Genomic DNA, 13,800 nt, shown 5'->3' on the forward strand with positions numbered 1-13,800 from the left:
CCCCGCCCCTTCCCGACACCTATCGATATGCGGCTCCGCCGCGGGGGGGGGCTCCGCCCCTGGACCCTGGAGCCCGGGGCGAAGCCCCGCCACGCGGCGGAACCGCATATCGACCCTGCGGGAAGGGGCGAAGGAGCCCCGCACCGGGGCCAGGGACGAAACCCCGCACCGGGGCCAGGGACGAAACCCCGCGCCCGGGCCTGGGGCGGAACCCAGGCTGGGGCCTGGGGCTTCGCCCCGGTTTCGGGGAGGGGCGGGAGGGGAGCAGCCCGCCGCAGGCGTCACGATCGGCCGGACACCCCCAGACCCCCAGACCCCGGAACCCCCTCAGCACCGCGTCGGCGTCGCCCTCGGCGGCCGTCCGCCCGGGTGGCGGTGGCGCCAGGTCCAGAAGACCACGGCGGACAGCAGACACCAGGCCGCCAGCACCAGGAACGGAAAGGCGTGCTGGTGGGCGCGGAAGTAGATCGCCGTGTGCTGGGCGTTGACCGAGGCGCCCGGCGGGAGCCAGCGGCCGATGGTGCCGAGGAGGGAGGGGAGCAGGGGCCAGGAGACGGCGCCGCCGGAGGAGGGGTTGCCGAGGAGCACCATCAGACCCCAGGTGGGGATGAGCGCCCAGCGCCCGAAGAGGACGTTGAACATGGAGAACACCAGCCCCGAGGTGAACATCGTCAGCGCCAGGATCGCCCAGGACTCCGGGAAGGGGAGCTGGAGCGCGCCCAGCCCCTGGTCGACGATCGCCGCGATGGTGAACCCGCCGAGCAGGGCGTACGCGATCATGAAGGCGATCCGCTCGGCCGGGTTGAGCGCGGAGGCGTTCACGCTGAGCTGGATGGCGCCGAGGAAGCCGATGATCGTGGCGGCCAGCGAGATGTAGAAGACCGCGAGGCCGCGCGGATCGCCGGGCTGCAGCGGTTTCACGTCCTTGACCGTGACCGGCACCCCGGAGACCCGGCCGACCTTGCCCGCGGCCTGGCCGAGCACCTGGGCGACGGTCGCCCCGGCCGCGCTCGCCACGTCCATCCGCACGCCGCGGCCGCGCACCTGGAGGACCGCGAAGACCCGCTGCTCCTCCAGGGACCGGCGGGCCTCGGCGTAGGTCGGGTAGGGATGCAGCCGGAGGGAGGCGTTGAGGGCCTGCTCCATCCCGGCGAGGAACCGGTTCAGCGGGGCGGCGCCGTGATCGGGGACCACGACGGCGGTGGGGACGTTCCGGGGGGTGGGGTTCGCGAAGGCGTAGGTGTACGAGCCCGCGAAGAGCCCCGCGCCCGCGGAGACGATCAGCACGATGACGGTCGCGGGGAAGTAGGGGGAGCGCTTGAAGGCCCTCCACCCAAATCGCGGTGATCGGCGTTCGGGCTCGGGGTCGGGGCGCTGCGCCAAGTCATCGGCCATGAGATCACGCTAAAGCGATGAGCCCGTACATATCGCACATATCCCGCGACGCGGCGCGGACGGAAATGGTTCGCCAGCCGTTTTCCGGAGGTGAGATCCTGGGGTCCGTATGTCCACCACGCCTGCCCCCGCCCTGCCCGCCCTGCTGGAGCGGCTGCCCGAGCTGATGCTGCGCGACCAGCAGCGGCTGGGACGCCGGCTCGACGGTGTGCGCCGGATCCGTAAACCCGAGGCCCGTGCGGCCGTGCTCGACGAGATCGCCGAGGAGATGACGCGTGCCGAGCTGCGGGTCGCGGACCGCCGCGCCGCGGTGCCGGCCATCACCTATCCGGAAGAGCTGCCGGTCAGCCAGAAGAAGGACGCGATCCTCGAGGCCGTCCGGGATCACCAGGTGGTGATCGTCGCGGGTGAGACCGGCTCCGGGAAGACCACCCAGATTCCCAAGATCTGCCTGGAGCTGGGGCGCGGCGTCAAGGGCCTCATCGGCCATACGCAGCCGCGCCGGATCGCGGCCCGCACCGTGGCCGAGCGCATCGCCGAGGAGATGCGGTCGCCGCTCGGCGAGTCCGTCGGCTGGAAGGTCCGCTTCACCGATCAGGTGGGTCAGAACACCCACGTCAAGCTGATGACCGACGGCATTCTGCTCGCCGAGATCCAGACCGACCGCGAGCTGCGCCAGTACGACACGATCATCATCGACGAGGCCCATGAGCGCAGCCTCAACATCGACTTCCTGCTCGGCTATCTGGCCCAGCTGCTGCCCCGCCGCCCCGACCTCAAGGTCGTGATCACCTCCGCCACCATCGACCCCGAGCGCTTCTCCCGCCATTTCGGCGACGCGCCGATCGTCGAGGTCAGCGGGCGTACGTATCCGGTCGAGGTGCGGTACCGCCCGCTGCTCGAGGAGGGCGGCGAGGACAGCGACCGGGACCAGATCACCGCGATCTGCGACGCGGTCGACGAGCTCCAGGCCGAGGGGCCGGGCGACATCCTGGTCTTCCTCTCCGGTGAGCGGGAGATCCGCGACACCGCCGACGCGCTCAACAAGAAGAAGCTCCCGGTCACCGAGGTGCTCCCGCTGTACGCGCGGCTGTCGCACGCCGAGCAGCACCGGGTCTTCCAGAGACACACCGGCCGCAGAATCGTGCTGGCGACGAACGTGGCCGAGACCTCGCTGACCGTCCCCGGCATCCGCTATGTGATCGACCCGGGCACCGCCCGGATCTCCCGCTACAGCCATCGCACCAAGGTCCAGCGGCTGCCCATCGAGCCGATCTCCCAGGCCAGCGCCAATCAGCGCAAGGGCCGCTGCGGCCGGACCAGCGACGGCATCTGTATCCGGCTGTACTCCGAGGACGACTTCGTCACCCGCCCGGAGTTCACCGACGCCGAGATCCTGCGGACCAACCTGGCCTCCGTCATCCTCCAGATGACCGCCGCCGGCCTCGGCGACATCGAGAAGTTCCCCTTCATCGACCCGCCGGACCGCCGCAACATCAAGGACGGCATCCAGCTCCTGGAGGAGCTGCACGCCCTGGACAGCAAGCAGAAGGACCCGCGCAAGCGGCTCACCCAGGTCGGCCGGAAGCTGGCCCAGCTGCCGGTGGACCCGCGGCTGGCCCGGATGGTGCTGGAGGCGGATCGCAACGGCTGTGTCCGCGAGGTCATGGTGATCGCGGCGGCGCTGTCCATCCAGGACCCGCGCGAGCGCCCCTCGGACAAGCAGCAGCAGGCGGACCAGAGCCACGCCCGCTTCAAGGACGAGTCCAGCGACTTCCTGGCCTTCCTCAATCTGTGGCGTTACGTCCGGGAGCGGCAGAAGGAGCTGTCCTCCTCCGCCTTCCGCCGGATGTGCCGCCATGAATACCTCAACTACCTGCGCATACGCGAATGGCAGGACATCTACAGCCAGTTGCGCACGGTCGCCAGGACCATGGACATCCACATGTCCGAGCAGGACGCGGCGCCCGACCGCGTCCACACGTCGCTGCTGGCGGGGCTCCTCTCCCATGTGGGTCTCAAGGACACCGACAAGAACGAGTACCTGGGCGCGCGCAGCGCCAAGTTCGCGGTCTTCCCCGGCTCGGCGCTGTTCAAGAAGCCGCCGCGCTGGGTGATGTCGGCGGAGCTGGTGGAGACGTCCCGGCTGTGGGCGCGGGTCAACGCGAGGATCGAGCCCGAGTGGATCGAGCCGCTCGCCCAGCACCTGGTCAAGCGCACCTACAGCGAACCGCACTGGGAGCAGAAGCAGGCCGCGGTGATGGCCTATGAGCGGGTCACGCTCTACGGGGTGCCGATCGTCGCCCAGCGGAAGGTCAACTACGGCCGGATCGACCCCGAGACCAGCCGCGACCTGTTCATCCGCAACGCCCTGGTGGAGGGCGACTGGCGCACCCACCACCAGTTCTTCCACGACAACCGCAAGCTGCTGGGCGAGGTCGAGGAGCTGGAGCACCGCGCCCGGCGCCGCGACATCCTCGTGGACGACGAGACACTCTTCGACTTCTACGACCAGCGGATCCCCGAGCATGTGGTCTCCGGCGCGCACTTCGACTCGTGGTGGAAGCACAAGCGGCGCGAGGAGCCGGAGCTTCTCAACTTCGAGAAGTCGATGCTCATCAACGAGCAGGCGCAGAACGTCACCAAGGACGCCTACCCGGACTCCTGGCGCCAGGGGAGGCTCAAGTTCAAGGTGACCTATCAGTTCGAGCCGGGGGCGGACGCGGACGGTGTGACCGTCCACATCCCGCTCCAGGTGCTCAACCAGGTCACCCCGGACGGCTTCGACTGGCAGATCCCGGGGCTGCGCGAGGATCTGGTCACCGAGCTGATCCGCTCGCTGCCCAAGCCGGTCCGCCGTCACTACGTACCGGCGCCCAACTACGCCAAGCGCTTCCTGGAAAGCGCTGTCCCCCTCCAGGAGCCGCTGACGGCGGCGCTGGGGCGGGAGCTCCCGCGGATGGTGGGGGTACGGATCGAGCCGGAGGACTGGGACCTGACGAAGGTGCCCGACCACCTGAAGATCACCTTCCGGGTGGTGGACGAGCGGCGCCGCAAGCTGGCCGAGGACAAGGACCTGGAGGCGCTGCGGCAGCGGCTGCGGCCCAAGACGCGGGCCGCGATCTCCAAGGCGTTCGAGTCCTCCAAGGAGGCCGAGGGGATCGAGCAGCGCGGCGGGCTGACCCGGTGGACGGTCGGCACGCTGCCGCGCACCTTCGAGACGCGCCGCGGCGGCCAGCCGGTGAAGGCGTATCCGGCGCTCGTGGACGAGGGCGCGTCGGTGGCCGTACGGCTCTTCGACACCGAGGCCGAGCAGCGGGAGGCGATGTGGCGGGGGACGCGCCGGCTGATCCTGCTCCAGCTGCCGTCCAACCCCGCGAAGTTCGTCCAGGGCAAGCTCTCCAACCAGGCCAAGCTGGCGCTCTCCAGCAGCCCGCACGGCAGTGTGCGGGCGCTGTTCGACGACTGCGTGGCCGCGGCGGCCGACCGGCTGATCGCGGCCCGTGGCGGCCCGGTCTGGGACGAGGAATCGTTCCGCAAGCTCTTCGACGCCGTCCGCGGCGACATCATGGACGCCACGCTGGACACCGTGCGCAAGGTCCAGGAGGTGCTGGCGGCCTGGCAGTCGTGCGAGCGGCGGCTCAAGGCCACCAGCAGCCCGGTGCTACTGCCGTCCCTCACGGACATCAGGGAGCAGCTCTCGGAGCTCATCACGCCGGGTTTCGTGACCGCGCACGGCGTACGGCGGCTTCCGGACCTCATGCGCTATCTGGTGGCCGTGGACCGGCGGCTCCAGCAGCTTCCGGGCAACGCCGACCGGGACCGCGCCCGGATGGCGAAGGTGCGGGAGATGCGGGACGAGTACGCGTGGCTGCTGGAGCAGTTCCCGGCGGGGCGCCCGGTGCCCCAGGAGGCGCTGGAGATCCGCTGGATGATCGAGGAGCTGCGGGTCAGCTACTTCGCGCACGCCCTCGGCACGGCCTATCCGGTGTCCGACAAGCGCATCGTGAAGGCCATCGACGCGGCGGCGCCGTAAGGGTGTCCCGGAGGCTCCGGCGGACCGCCGGGGCCCCGCCGGGCGCGAGTTCGACCGCACCCCCTGACCTGCTGTAGAGTCTGCATCGCAGCGCACAACGGCGCGGCGCCCGGCGGCGGAGCCGCAGGCGTCACTGTTGGTCCTGTGGAGCAGTTTGGAGTGCTCGCCACCCTGTCAAGGTGGAGGCCGCGGGTTCAAATCCCGTCAGGACCGCTTACCGGAAGGCCCGGATCCAGATATGGATCCGGGCCTTTCGCGTCTTGACGGCACACCACACACAGAGGTACCCAAACTAAAAGGTGTGCGCGGGGGTGCGCGGGAGGTGCGGCGTATGACGACGTCCGCGAAGCATGAGACCAGGGCGCTGCTGCGCGCCCATCTGGCGGCCGCCGCGGGCAACCGCCACTTCACCCGGCACTGTCCGATCTGCCATCGCCTGCTGCGGCTGGCGATGGAGCACCCGGCGGCCGACGAGGCGGGCGACGGGGCCGGACCCGAGGATCGCGAGGAGACGACGGCGGCCTCGCCACCGTCAAATCGGTAAGCCCTTACCGCAGTTGCCTTTTAGCGCAATCACTGGGCACCGGGCAAGGGTTGGGGAGTGTGACGGGAGTCACCGAATGAGTTTCCAGAGTGAGGGAACTTACACCCCGCTCACCATGGGTCAATTTAATATGTGCAATTGCACCCTCTGTCCGTGACCCTCACGAGCCCCCCGAAAGCTCTCCGCGAGCTTCCTCGAGCCCCTTGCGGACCACCCCGCACAACCCGAACGATTGCGCTTCCAGAGGCACTTGAGGACCCCCTGGAGGCACCCTCCGGAAGACCGCCCCCAGGGCATAAAAAGATCGCGCCGGACCCGGCGGAGTCCAGCGCGATCAACGACGCACCCATGTCGAGCGGTGGAGGGCCTGTTGGGGCAGGCACCCGTCGTGGTGGAGCTATACAGGCGAAAGCCGGGCTGGGGGGCCCGGAAATGCCCGGTTATGCGGTTGTTCAGCCCTCGCTGCGCTGCTGCGGGATGCCCGCAAGAAGAGCACGGACCTCCGCTTCGCGGTAGCGCCGATGCCCTCCGAGCGTGCGGATCGACGTGAGCTTGCCTGCCTTCGCCCAGCGAGTGACCGTCTTCGGGTCCACGCGGAACATCGTGGCAACCTCAGCCGGGGTCAGCAGCGGCTCGGCATCAGGGGTGCGAGCGGTCATGAGCGGCCTCCTCGGGAGAACCGAACCATCACGGTTCTTTCCTCTAAATTCTGCACCTTGACCCACGTTGCCCGAAATGGCGGACGCGGGCCGAGTCGGTTATAGGACGAACGGCTTGTCCTCGGCACTACAACTACACCATCTGTCCAGCCCCGTCGGCCAAACCGATGGAATTGCCCTCTCAGGTGACCAACCTCGACGGAAGCCGATGGACCATGCCATAACGGACTGTCACACGGCCGTGACGATCAGTCACAACAGGATCAGGGGTCACCAGATCCGTCAAGGAGTGCAATACCGAAGAATCCGCCCATAGTTGGGCGGAAGGAGCCCCTACCGGACTCCTTGTCCTATTTTGACACGAGGATGGGTGATTACCGCAAGGCCCGAAGTCAGTGCTTTAGGTCACGATTGAGGCAATGGCCCGGATCGGGACCTACGTCCCCTCTGTTCCGGTGGACCGCTCAACCGGTCGCCCGGCGCCCGTCCGGCCGGGCGCTCAGCTCGCGTTCTGCCGCCCGCGGACCACGCTCCAGCGGTCGGTCAGCCGCTCGTACGCGACGCCCGCCCGCTCCCCGTCCCCGTCGCGCAGCGCCGCCAGGCCCTCCGCCACATCCGCGGCCGAGTGGTCGTCCTCCAGCTGCCCGGCCGGCAGCGTGTGCACCAGACCGCCGTAGTCCAGCTCGACCAACGACCGGGGGTGGAACTCCTCGAGCCACCGGCCGACGTCCACCAGCCCGTCGATCAGCGGCCCCTCGCCGAGAGACTCCTTGAGCACTTTAAGGCCACGCGCCACCCGGCGCCTGGCCTGGACCATTGGGGTGCGGTAACGGAGGATGAGACCGTCGTCACCCTTGGTGAATTCGCGCTCCTCGTCCCCGAAGAGCACGAACCAGCGCACCGGCACATGCCAGGTGGCCGAGCGGATCCACGGCCGGGCGTCCGGGTTGCGCTCCAGCCACCGCTCGAAGTCGGCCACCGCCTGCCGGCGCACCACCGGGGGCAGGGCCGCGTCCAGAAGGGGCCCGGGAAGGCGCTCCGGCAGCTCCTCCAGGGCCAGCCAGCCCCTCAGCCGGGTGCGCCACGGGCAGACGCAGGTGACGCCGTCCACGAGCGCCACGAAGGCGTCCGCGCTCTCGTGCACCGGAACCGCCACCGGGGGGACCGGCAGGAGGTCCGCGAGCGAGCGGCGCAGCTCGTCCTGCGCACCCGGCAGGTCATCGCGCTTGGCATACCGCGCCCAGTGCGATCTCTCCGGCTCCGGAAACGCTGCCAGTGGCTCATAGACCCGGAGATACGCCGCGTACGGGACAATCACCGAAGACGCCAAGGTCACACGCGCTCCCTCAAGGCTGAGACCACCGCCAGGGGCTCCCTTACCCCCACCTGAGGGCATCGTCCCATGCTCGGCATACGGACTCGTCGGGGACATGGCCGATCCGCCGGGCCCCCAGGGCTTACCCTCTTGCCCACGGCCCTCCCCACCAGCCAGGAGGGCGTCTACCCCGACCTATGGGAGTCACCACCGTGACCGACGTACGTCACACCGTCAGCGCCGACGGTCCGACGGAGAGTCGCGTGCCGAACCCTCTCTCACCGCTTTCGACACTCTTCCGCTCCGATCTCGGCGGGCATGAGCAGGTGCTGCTCTGCCAGGACCGGGAGAGCGGCCTGAAGGCCGTCATCGCCATCCACTCCACCGCCCTGGGCCCGGCGCTCGGCGGCACCCGCTTCCACGCCTACGCCTCCGAGGAGCACCCCGAAGAAGCGGCGCTCCTCGACGCGCTCAACCTCGCCCGCGGCATGTCCTACAAGAACGCGCTCGCCGGGCTCGACCACGGTGGTGGCAAGGCCGTGATCCTCGGCGATCCCGAGGAGATCAAGACCGAGAAGCTGCTGCTCGCCTACGGCCGCTTCGTGGCCTCCCTCGGCGGTCGCTACGTCACCGCCTGTGACGTGGGCACCTATGTGGCCGACATGGACGTCGTCGCCCGGGAGTGCCCCTGGACCACCGGCCGCTCCCCGGAGAACGGCGGCGCCGGGGACTCCTCGGTGCTGACCGCCTTCGGCGTCTTCCAGGGGATGCGGGCGAGCGCCCAGGCGTCCTGGGGCGCGCCCACGCTGCGCGGCCGCCGGGTCGGCATCGCGGGGGTCGGCAAGGTCGGCCACCACCTGGTGGAGCACCTGCTGGAGGACGGCGCCGAGGTCGTGGTCACGGATGTGCGCACCGAGTCGGTGGACCGCGTGCTGGCCCGCCACCCCCGCGTCCAGGCGGTCCGGGACACCGAGGCGCTGATCCGCGCCGACCTGGACGTCTACGCCCCGTGTGCGCTGGGTGGCGCCCTGGACGATGCCACGGTGCCCGTCCTGACCGCGAAGGTGGTGTGTGGCGCGGCCAACAACCAGTTGGCCCACCCGGGCGTCGAGAAGGACCTGGACGGCCGCGGCATCCTCTACGCGCCGGACTACGTGGTGAACGCCGGTGGTGTCATCCAGGTGGCCGATGAGCTGCACGGTTTCGACTTCGACCGGGCCAAGGCCAAAGCGGCGAAGATCTTCGACACGACGTTGGCCATATTCGATCGGGCACGGACCGACGGCATCCCGCCGGCCGCGGCCGCCGACCGGCTGGCCGAGCACCGGATGGCGGAGGGCCATGAGGTCTGAGCCGTGGCCGGGCAGATGCCACCGGCATGGGCCACGGGGCGCCCGAGGGCCTTGGGAAGCGCCTGAGAGCGTCTGAGGAGCGATGTGAGGCCGTGCGGACGGGCCGTGCGGGATCCTTTGCCGGAGGCCGCGTACGGGGGACATGAGAGCCCCCTGGGAGCCATCGGGGAGAGATCCCTCACGGCCCGTCGGCGGGTCGGCGCACAAGACACGTTAAAATCGCAGCTGACCAGCGAGGAACGGGCTCCTCGCGGGTTCTGCCTCGTGGCACGTCGTGTGGGCGACGTACCGTATGGCCACAGAAGCAGGTACCGTTGAAGCCCTACGGACCGGTCTCTCTTCTGAGAGTCCGCTCCGATTTATGAACGTGAACGCGTGTCAAGACTCTGGGGCCGTCGAGCCCCGTCGTTGAGGGGGTCGAGCCATGGGGCGCGGCCGGGCCAAGGCCAAGCAGACGAAGGTCGCCCGCCAGCTGAAGTACAACAGCGGTGGGACGGATCTCTCACGCCTGGCCGAGGAGCTGGGCGCATCGACATCGAACCAGCCGCCGAATGGCGAGCGGTTCGAGGACGATGAGCTGGACGACGACCCGTACGCACAGTACGCGGATCTGTACAACGACGATGAGGACGAGGACGACGAACAGTCCGATCCGTCCCCGCAGCGTCGCCGCGCCTGAACCACTCGTTCCAGGCGCTCGGCTTATCGCCGCACACCTCCACCGGTCCGGGGCACCCGCCTCGGGCCGGCTTCTGTGCTGTCCGCGCGGGCGGCGCGGCCGCCTCAGCCCGCATGGTCACCGGTCAGCGTCACCGCCTCCGCGTCCCCGGCCGTGCGCGCGGTGATCTCACCGCTGACCCAGGCATCGACGCCGCGGTCGGCGAGCGTGGTGAGCGCCACATCCACGGAGTCCGCCGGGACCACGGCCATCATGCCAACGCCCATGTTGAGGGTCTTCTCCAGCTCCAGGCGCTCGACCGAGCCGGCCTCGCCGACCAGCTCGAAGATCGCGCCGGGGGTCCAGGTCGAGCGGTCCACGACCGCGCGCAGCCCGTCGGGGATGACCCGCGCGAGGTTGTTGGCGAGCCCGCCGCCGGTGATGTGCGAGAAGGCGTGCACATCGGTGGTGCGGGTGAGGGCCAGGCAGTCCAGCGAGTAGATCCGGGTGGGCTCCAGCAGCTCCTCCCCCAGCGTCCGGCCGAGCTCCGGTACCTCGCGGTCCAGCGCCCAGCCGGCCCGGTCGAAGAGCACATGGCGGACGAGTGAGTACCCGTTCGAGTGAAGTCCGGACGATGCCATGGCGATCACCACATCACCCGTTCGGATACGATCCGCGCCCAGTACCCGATCGGCCTCGACCACGCCCGTACCGGCCCCGGCCACATCGAAGTCATCCGCGCCCAGCAGCCCCGGGTGCTCGGCGGTCTCGCCGCCCACCAGGGCGCAGCCGGCGAGGGTGCAGCCCTCGGCGATGCCCTTGACGATGGCGGCGACGCGCTCCGGGTAGACCTTGCCGACGCAGATGTAGTCGGTCATGAACAGCGGCTCGGCACCGCAGACCACCAGGTCGTCCACGACCATGCCGACCAGGTCGCGGCCGATGGTGTCGTACACGCCCATCCGCCGGGCGATGTCCACCTTGGTACCGACCCCGTCGGTGGCGGAGGCGAGCAGCGGACGCTGGTAGCGGGCCAGGGCGGAGGCGTCGAAGAGCCCGGCGAAACCGCCGAGGCCGCCCACGACCTCGGGCCGGCTCGCCTTCTTGACCCACTCCTTCATCAGCTCGACGGCGCGGTCGCCCGCCTCGATGTCGACGCCCGCGGCGGCGTAGGTGGACCCGGACTCGGACATGACGTTGAGATCTTTCGTATCGGGGATGACGGGCAGGCGGCGCTCAGGGACGGCGCAGGGCGTCGGCGCCGCCGACACCGGCGGTCAGCGTCGTCACACCGTCGGCGTCACCGCTGCTCTGCCCTTGCGTCTCGGACTCCAGGAGGTGCTTGCCCAGCAGCTCCGGATCCGGCAGGTCCATCGGGTACTCACCGTCGAAGCAGGCCCGGCACAGATTCGGCTTGGCGATCGTGGTCGCCTCGATCATGCCGTCGGTGGAGATGTACGCCAGCGAGTCGGCGCCCAGCGACTTGCCGATCTCCTCGACCGAGAGACCGTTGGCGATCAGCTCGGCGCGGGTGGCGAAATCTATGCCGAAGAAGCACGGCCATTTGATCGGCGGGGACGAGATCCGGATGTGGACCTCGGCGGCCCCGGCCTCGCGGAGCATCCGCACCAGGGCGCGCTGGGTGTTGCCGCGGACGATCGAGTCGTCGACGACCACCAGGCGCTTGCCCCGGATGACCTCCTTGAGGGGGTTCAGCTTGAGCCGGATGCCGAGCTGCCGGATGGTCTGCGAGGGCTGGATGAAGGTCCGGCCCACATAGCTGTTCTTGACCAGCCCGGAGCCGTACGGAATCCCGCTGGCCTCGGCGTAGCCGACGGCGGCCGGGGTGCCGGACTCGGGCGTCGCTATGACCAGGTCGGCCTCGGCCGGGGCCTCCTTGGCCAGCCGGCGGCCCATCTCGACCCGGGAGAGGTACACGTTCCGCCCCGCGATGTCGGTGTCGGGGCGGGCCAGGTACACGTACTCGAAGACACAGCCCTTGGGGCGGGCCTCGGCGAAGACGGTGGAGCGCAGCCCGTTCTCGTCGATGGCGACCATCTCGCCGGGCTCGATCTCACGGATGAAGGACGCGCCCACGATGTCCAGGGCGGCGGTCTCGGAGGCCACCACCCAGCCGCGCTCGAGGCGGCCGAGGACCAGCGGGCGGATGCCCTGGGGGTCGCGCGCCGCGTACAGCGTGTGCTCGTCCATGTAGACGAGGCTGAAAGCGCCCTTGACCTTGGGCAGGACGATGGGGGCCGCCTGCTCGACGGTCAGCGGCTTGCCGTCCTCGTCCACCTGGCCCGCGAGCAGGGCGGTGATCAGGTCGGTGTCGTTGGTGGCCGCCACCTGGGTGGCCCGGCCGCCGTCGCGGGGCAGGGCCGCGACCAGCTCCGCCAGCTCGGCGGTGTTGACCAGGTTCCCGTTGTGGCCCAGCGCGATCGAGCCGTGGGCGGTCGCCCGGAACGTCGGCTGCGCGTTCTCCCACACCGAGGCTCCGGTGGTGGAGTAGCGGGCGTGACCGACCGCGATATGGCCCGTGAGGGAGCCGAGGGAGGTCTCGTCGAAGACCTGTGAGACCAGGCCCATGTCCTTGAAGACGAGAATCTGGGAGCCGTTGCTCACCGCGATGCCCGCGGACTCCTGTCCACGGTGCTGCAGTGCGTACAGCCCGAAATAGGTGAGTTTGGCGACCTCTTCTCCCGGTGCCCAGACTCCGAAGACGCCGCAAGCGTCCTGGGGGCCCTTCTCACCGGGGAGCAGGTCGTGGCTGAGTCGTCCGTCACCACGTGGCACGTCATCGAGTCTAGGCCAGTTCAGCGGTGCCTCCGAACGAGGGACCCGTCAGGAGGGCGTAAGTCACATTCTCGGCGCCGCTCGCGAACCCCCGGGACCCGCACCCGACCTGCGCACGGCCGGGGGCGGGGATGCCTGTCCGAGGCAAGGATCACATCTCGGGCCCGTCAGCCGAGCACCGGAAGGTGGGCGGAGAGGTCGGCGCGGTCGCCGCTCGCGGTCAGCGGCGCGGACTCCAGGGCCTCGGCCCAGGTCAGACGGCCCGTGGCGAGGCGGATCCAGGTCGGCGGATCGGTCTCGACGACGTTCGGCGGGGTGCCACGGGTGTGCCGGGGGCCCTCGACGCACTGGATCACGGCGAACGGCGGGATCCGGACCTCGACCGAGCCGCCGGGCGCCTGCGCCGCGAGGGCGTCGGCGAGCACGCGGGTGGCGGTGGCCAGCGCCTGGCGGTCGTGCGACACGGGGACGCCGGTGGCGGCCGCCAGATCGTCGGCGTGGACCACCAGCTCCACACAGCGGGTGACGAGGTAGTCGTCCAGCCGCATCGCCCCGACACGGGCGGCCAGCAGCCGGTCGGCGGGCGCGACGGCGGCCACCTCGGCGAACCGGGCCTCGGCGCGCTCCAGCAGCTCGCCCGGTTTCGCGTCCGCCGTGAGAGCCCGCGTCTCCTCGTCGATCGGCCCCGAATGCCCGGCCACCGCCGAGGCCCAGCCGGTGACGGTGACCTCGCGCGCGGGCGGCGCGGGCCGCTCCAGGAGCCGTACGACGGACGTCACGGCCATCGCCAGATGCGCGATCAGCTCCCGGACCGTCCAGTCGCCGAGCCGGGTGGGGGCGCCCAGGGCGGTCTCGTCCAGCCCCCCGGCCACCTTCCGCACCTGCCGGAGCTGCGCGATCACGGCGGTCCTGGTCTTGGCGGGGTCATAGCTGCGGGCACGGGCACGAGGCGGCATGGCGCCGAGCCTACTTCCGGCCGGGGGAACCTCCCAGCGGTAGCTGGGGGAGAACCGAGCCCAAAGAATGTCGACAGCCCGGCGGGGCG

10 protein-coding genes and 1 tRNA gene are annotated in these 13,800 nt (G+C 70.1%); 5 read left to right on the plus strand and 6 right to left on the minus strand.

What is annotated here, in order from left to right; translation table 11 throughout:
• Positions 1 to 327: 327 nt before the first annotated feature.
• Positions 328 to 1,395 carry an ABC transporter permease gene (locus tag ACZ6TD_RS23175; RefSeq protein WP_471357034.1) on the minus strand — a complete coding sequence of 356 codons (1,068 nt, stop codon included), beginning with the start codon at positions 1,393 to 1,395 and terminating at the stop codon, positions 328 to 330.
• 109 nt (positions 1,396 to 1,504) lie between these two features.
• Between ACZ6TD_RS23175 and hrpA the strand changes: the two genes are divergently transcribed.
• The 3 genes from hrpA (at position 1,505) to ACZ6TD_RS23190 (ending at position 5,975) form a co-directional block, all read left to right on the plus strand.
• Entirely contained in the window at positions 1,505 to 5,431 is a 3,927-nt protein-coding gene (hrpA, locus tag ACZ6TD_RS23180) for an ATP-dependent RNA helicase HrpA (protein WP_471357037.1), read from the plus strand.
• Between the two features lie 138 nt (positions 5,432 to 5,569).
• Positions 5,570 to 5,644: transfer RNA gene (locus ACZ6TD_RS23185), tRNA-Asp, on the plus strand.
• A gap of 118 nt (positions 5,645 to 5,762) precedes the next feature.
• Entirely contained in the window at positions 5,763 to 5,975 is a 213-nt protein-coding gene (locus ACZ6TD_RS23190; RefSeq protein ID WP_471357040.1) for a DUF6274 family protein, read from the plus strand.
• 452 nt (positions 5,976 to 6,427) lie between these two features.
• On the opposite strand, the gene bldC is transcribed toward ACZ6TD_RS23190, so the two are convergent.
• Positions 6,428 to 6,634: a developmental transcriptional regulator BldC gene (gene bldC / locus ACZ6TD_RS23195; protein WP_020869672.1), complete on the minus strand. Its 207-nt coding sequence runs from the start codon at positions 6,632 to 6,634 to the stop codon at positions 6,428 to 6,430.
• 499 nt (positions 6,635 to 7,133) lie between these two features.
• A complete protein-coding gene (locus ACZ6TD_RS23200) occupies positions 7,134 to 7,970 on the minus strand; it encodes a DUF8083 family protein (RefSeq protein WP_471357044.1) in 837 nt (278 codons plus the stop codon).
• 176 nt (positions 7,971 to 8,146) lie between these two features.
• Between ACZ6TD_RS23200 and ACZ6TD_RS23205 the strand changes: the two genes are divergently transcribed.
• Together ACZ6TD_RS23205 and ACZ6TD_RS23210 are read left to right on the plus strand one after the other, a co-directional pair.
• Positions 8,147 to 9,301, plus strand: coding sequence for a Leu/Phe/Val dehydrogenase (locus ACZ6TD_RS23205; protein WP_471357046.1), 1,155 nt, complete (start codon positions 8,147 to 8,149; stop codon positions 9,299 to 9,301).
• A 424-nt stretch (positions 9,302 to 9,725) separates the two neighbouring features.
• On the plus strand, positions 9,726 to 9,980 hold the full coding sequence (locus tag ACZ6TD_RS23210; RefSeq protein ID WP_046086494.1) for a DUF3073 domain-containing protein: 255 nt from the start codon (positions 9,726 to 9,728) through the stop codon (positions 9,978 to 9,980).
• A gap of 104 nt (positions 9,981 to 10,084) precedes the next feature.
• Here ACZ6TD_RS23210 and purM read toward each other — a convergent pair whose 3' ends face one another.
• The 3 genes from purM to ACZ6TD_RS23225 all read right to left on the minus strand — a co-directional run bounded on the left by purM (position 10,085) and on the right by ACZ6TD_RS23225 (position 13,711).
• Positions 10,085 to 11,152: a phosphoribosylformylglycinamidine cyclo-ligase gene (gene purM / locus ACZ6TD_RS23215; RefSeq protein ID WP_471357050.1), complete on the minus strand. Its 1,068-nt coding sequence runs from the start codon at positions 11,150 to 11,152 to the stop codon at positions 10,085 to 10,087.
• A gap of 43 nt (positions 11,153 to 11,195) precedes the next feature.
• Positions 11,196 to 12,755 carry an amidophosphoribosyltransferase gene (gene purF / locus ACZ6TD_RS23220; RefSeq protein WP_471357052.1) on the minus strand — a complete coding sequence of 520 codons (1,560 nt, stop codon included), beginning with the start codon at positions 12,753 to 12,755 and terminating at the stop codon, positions 11,196 to 11,198.
• Positions 12,756 to 12,922: 167 nt separating this feature from the next.
• Positions 12,923 to 13,711 carry a maleylpyruvate isomerase family mycothiol-dependent enzyme gene (locus ACZ6TD_RS23225; protein ID WP_471357055.1) on the minus strand — a complete coding sequence of 263 codons (789 nt, stop codon included), beginning with the start codon at positions 13,709 to 13,711 and terminating at the stop codon, positions 12,923 to 12,925.
• Between the last annotated feature and the right edge of the window lie 89 nt (positions 13,712 to 13,800).

Source organism: Streptomyces yongxingensis (genome assembly GCF_055597465.1).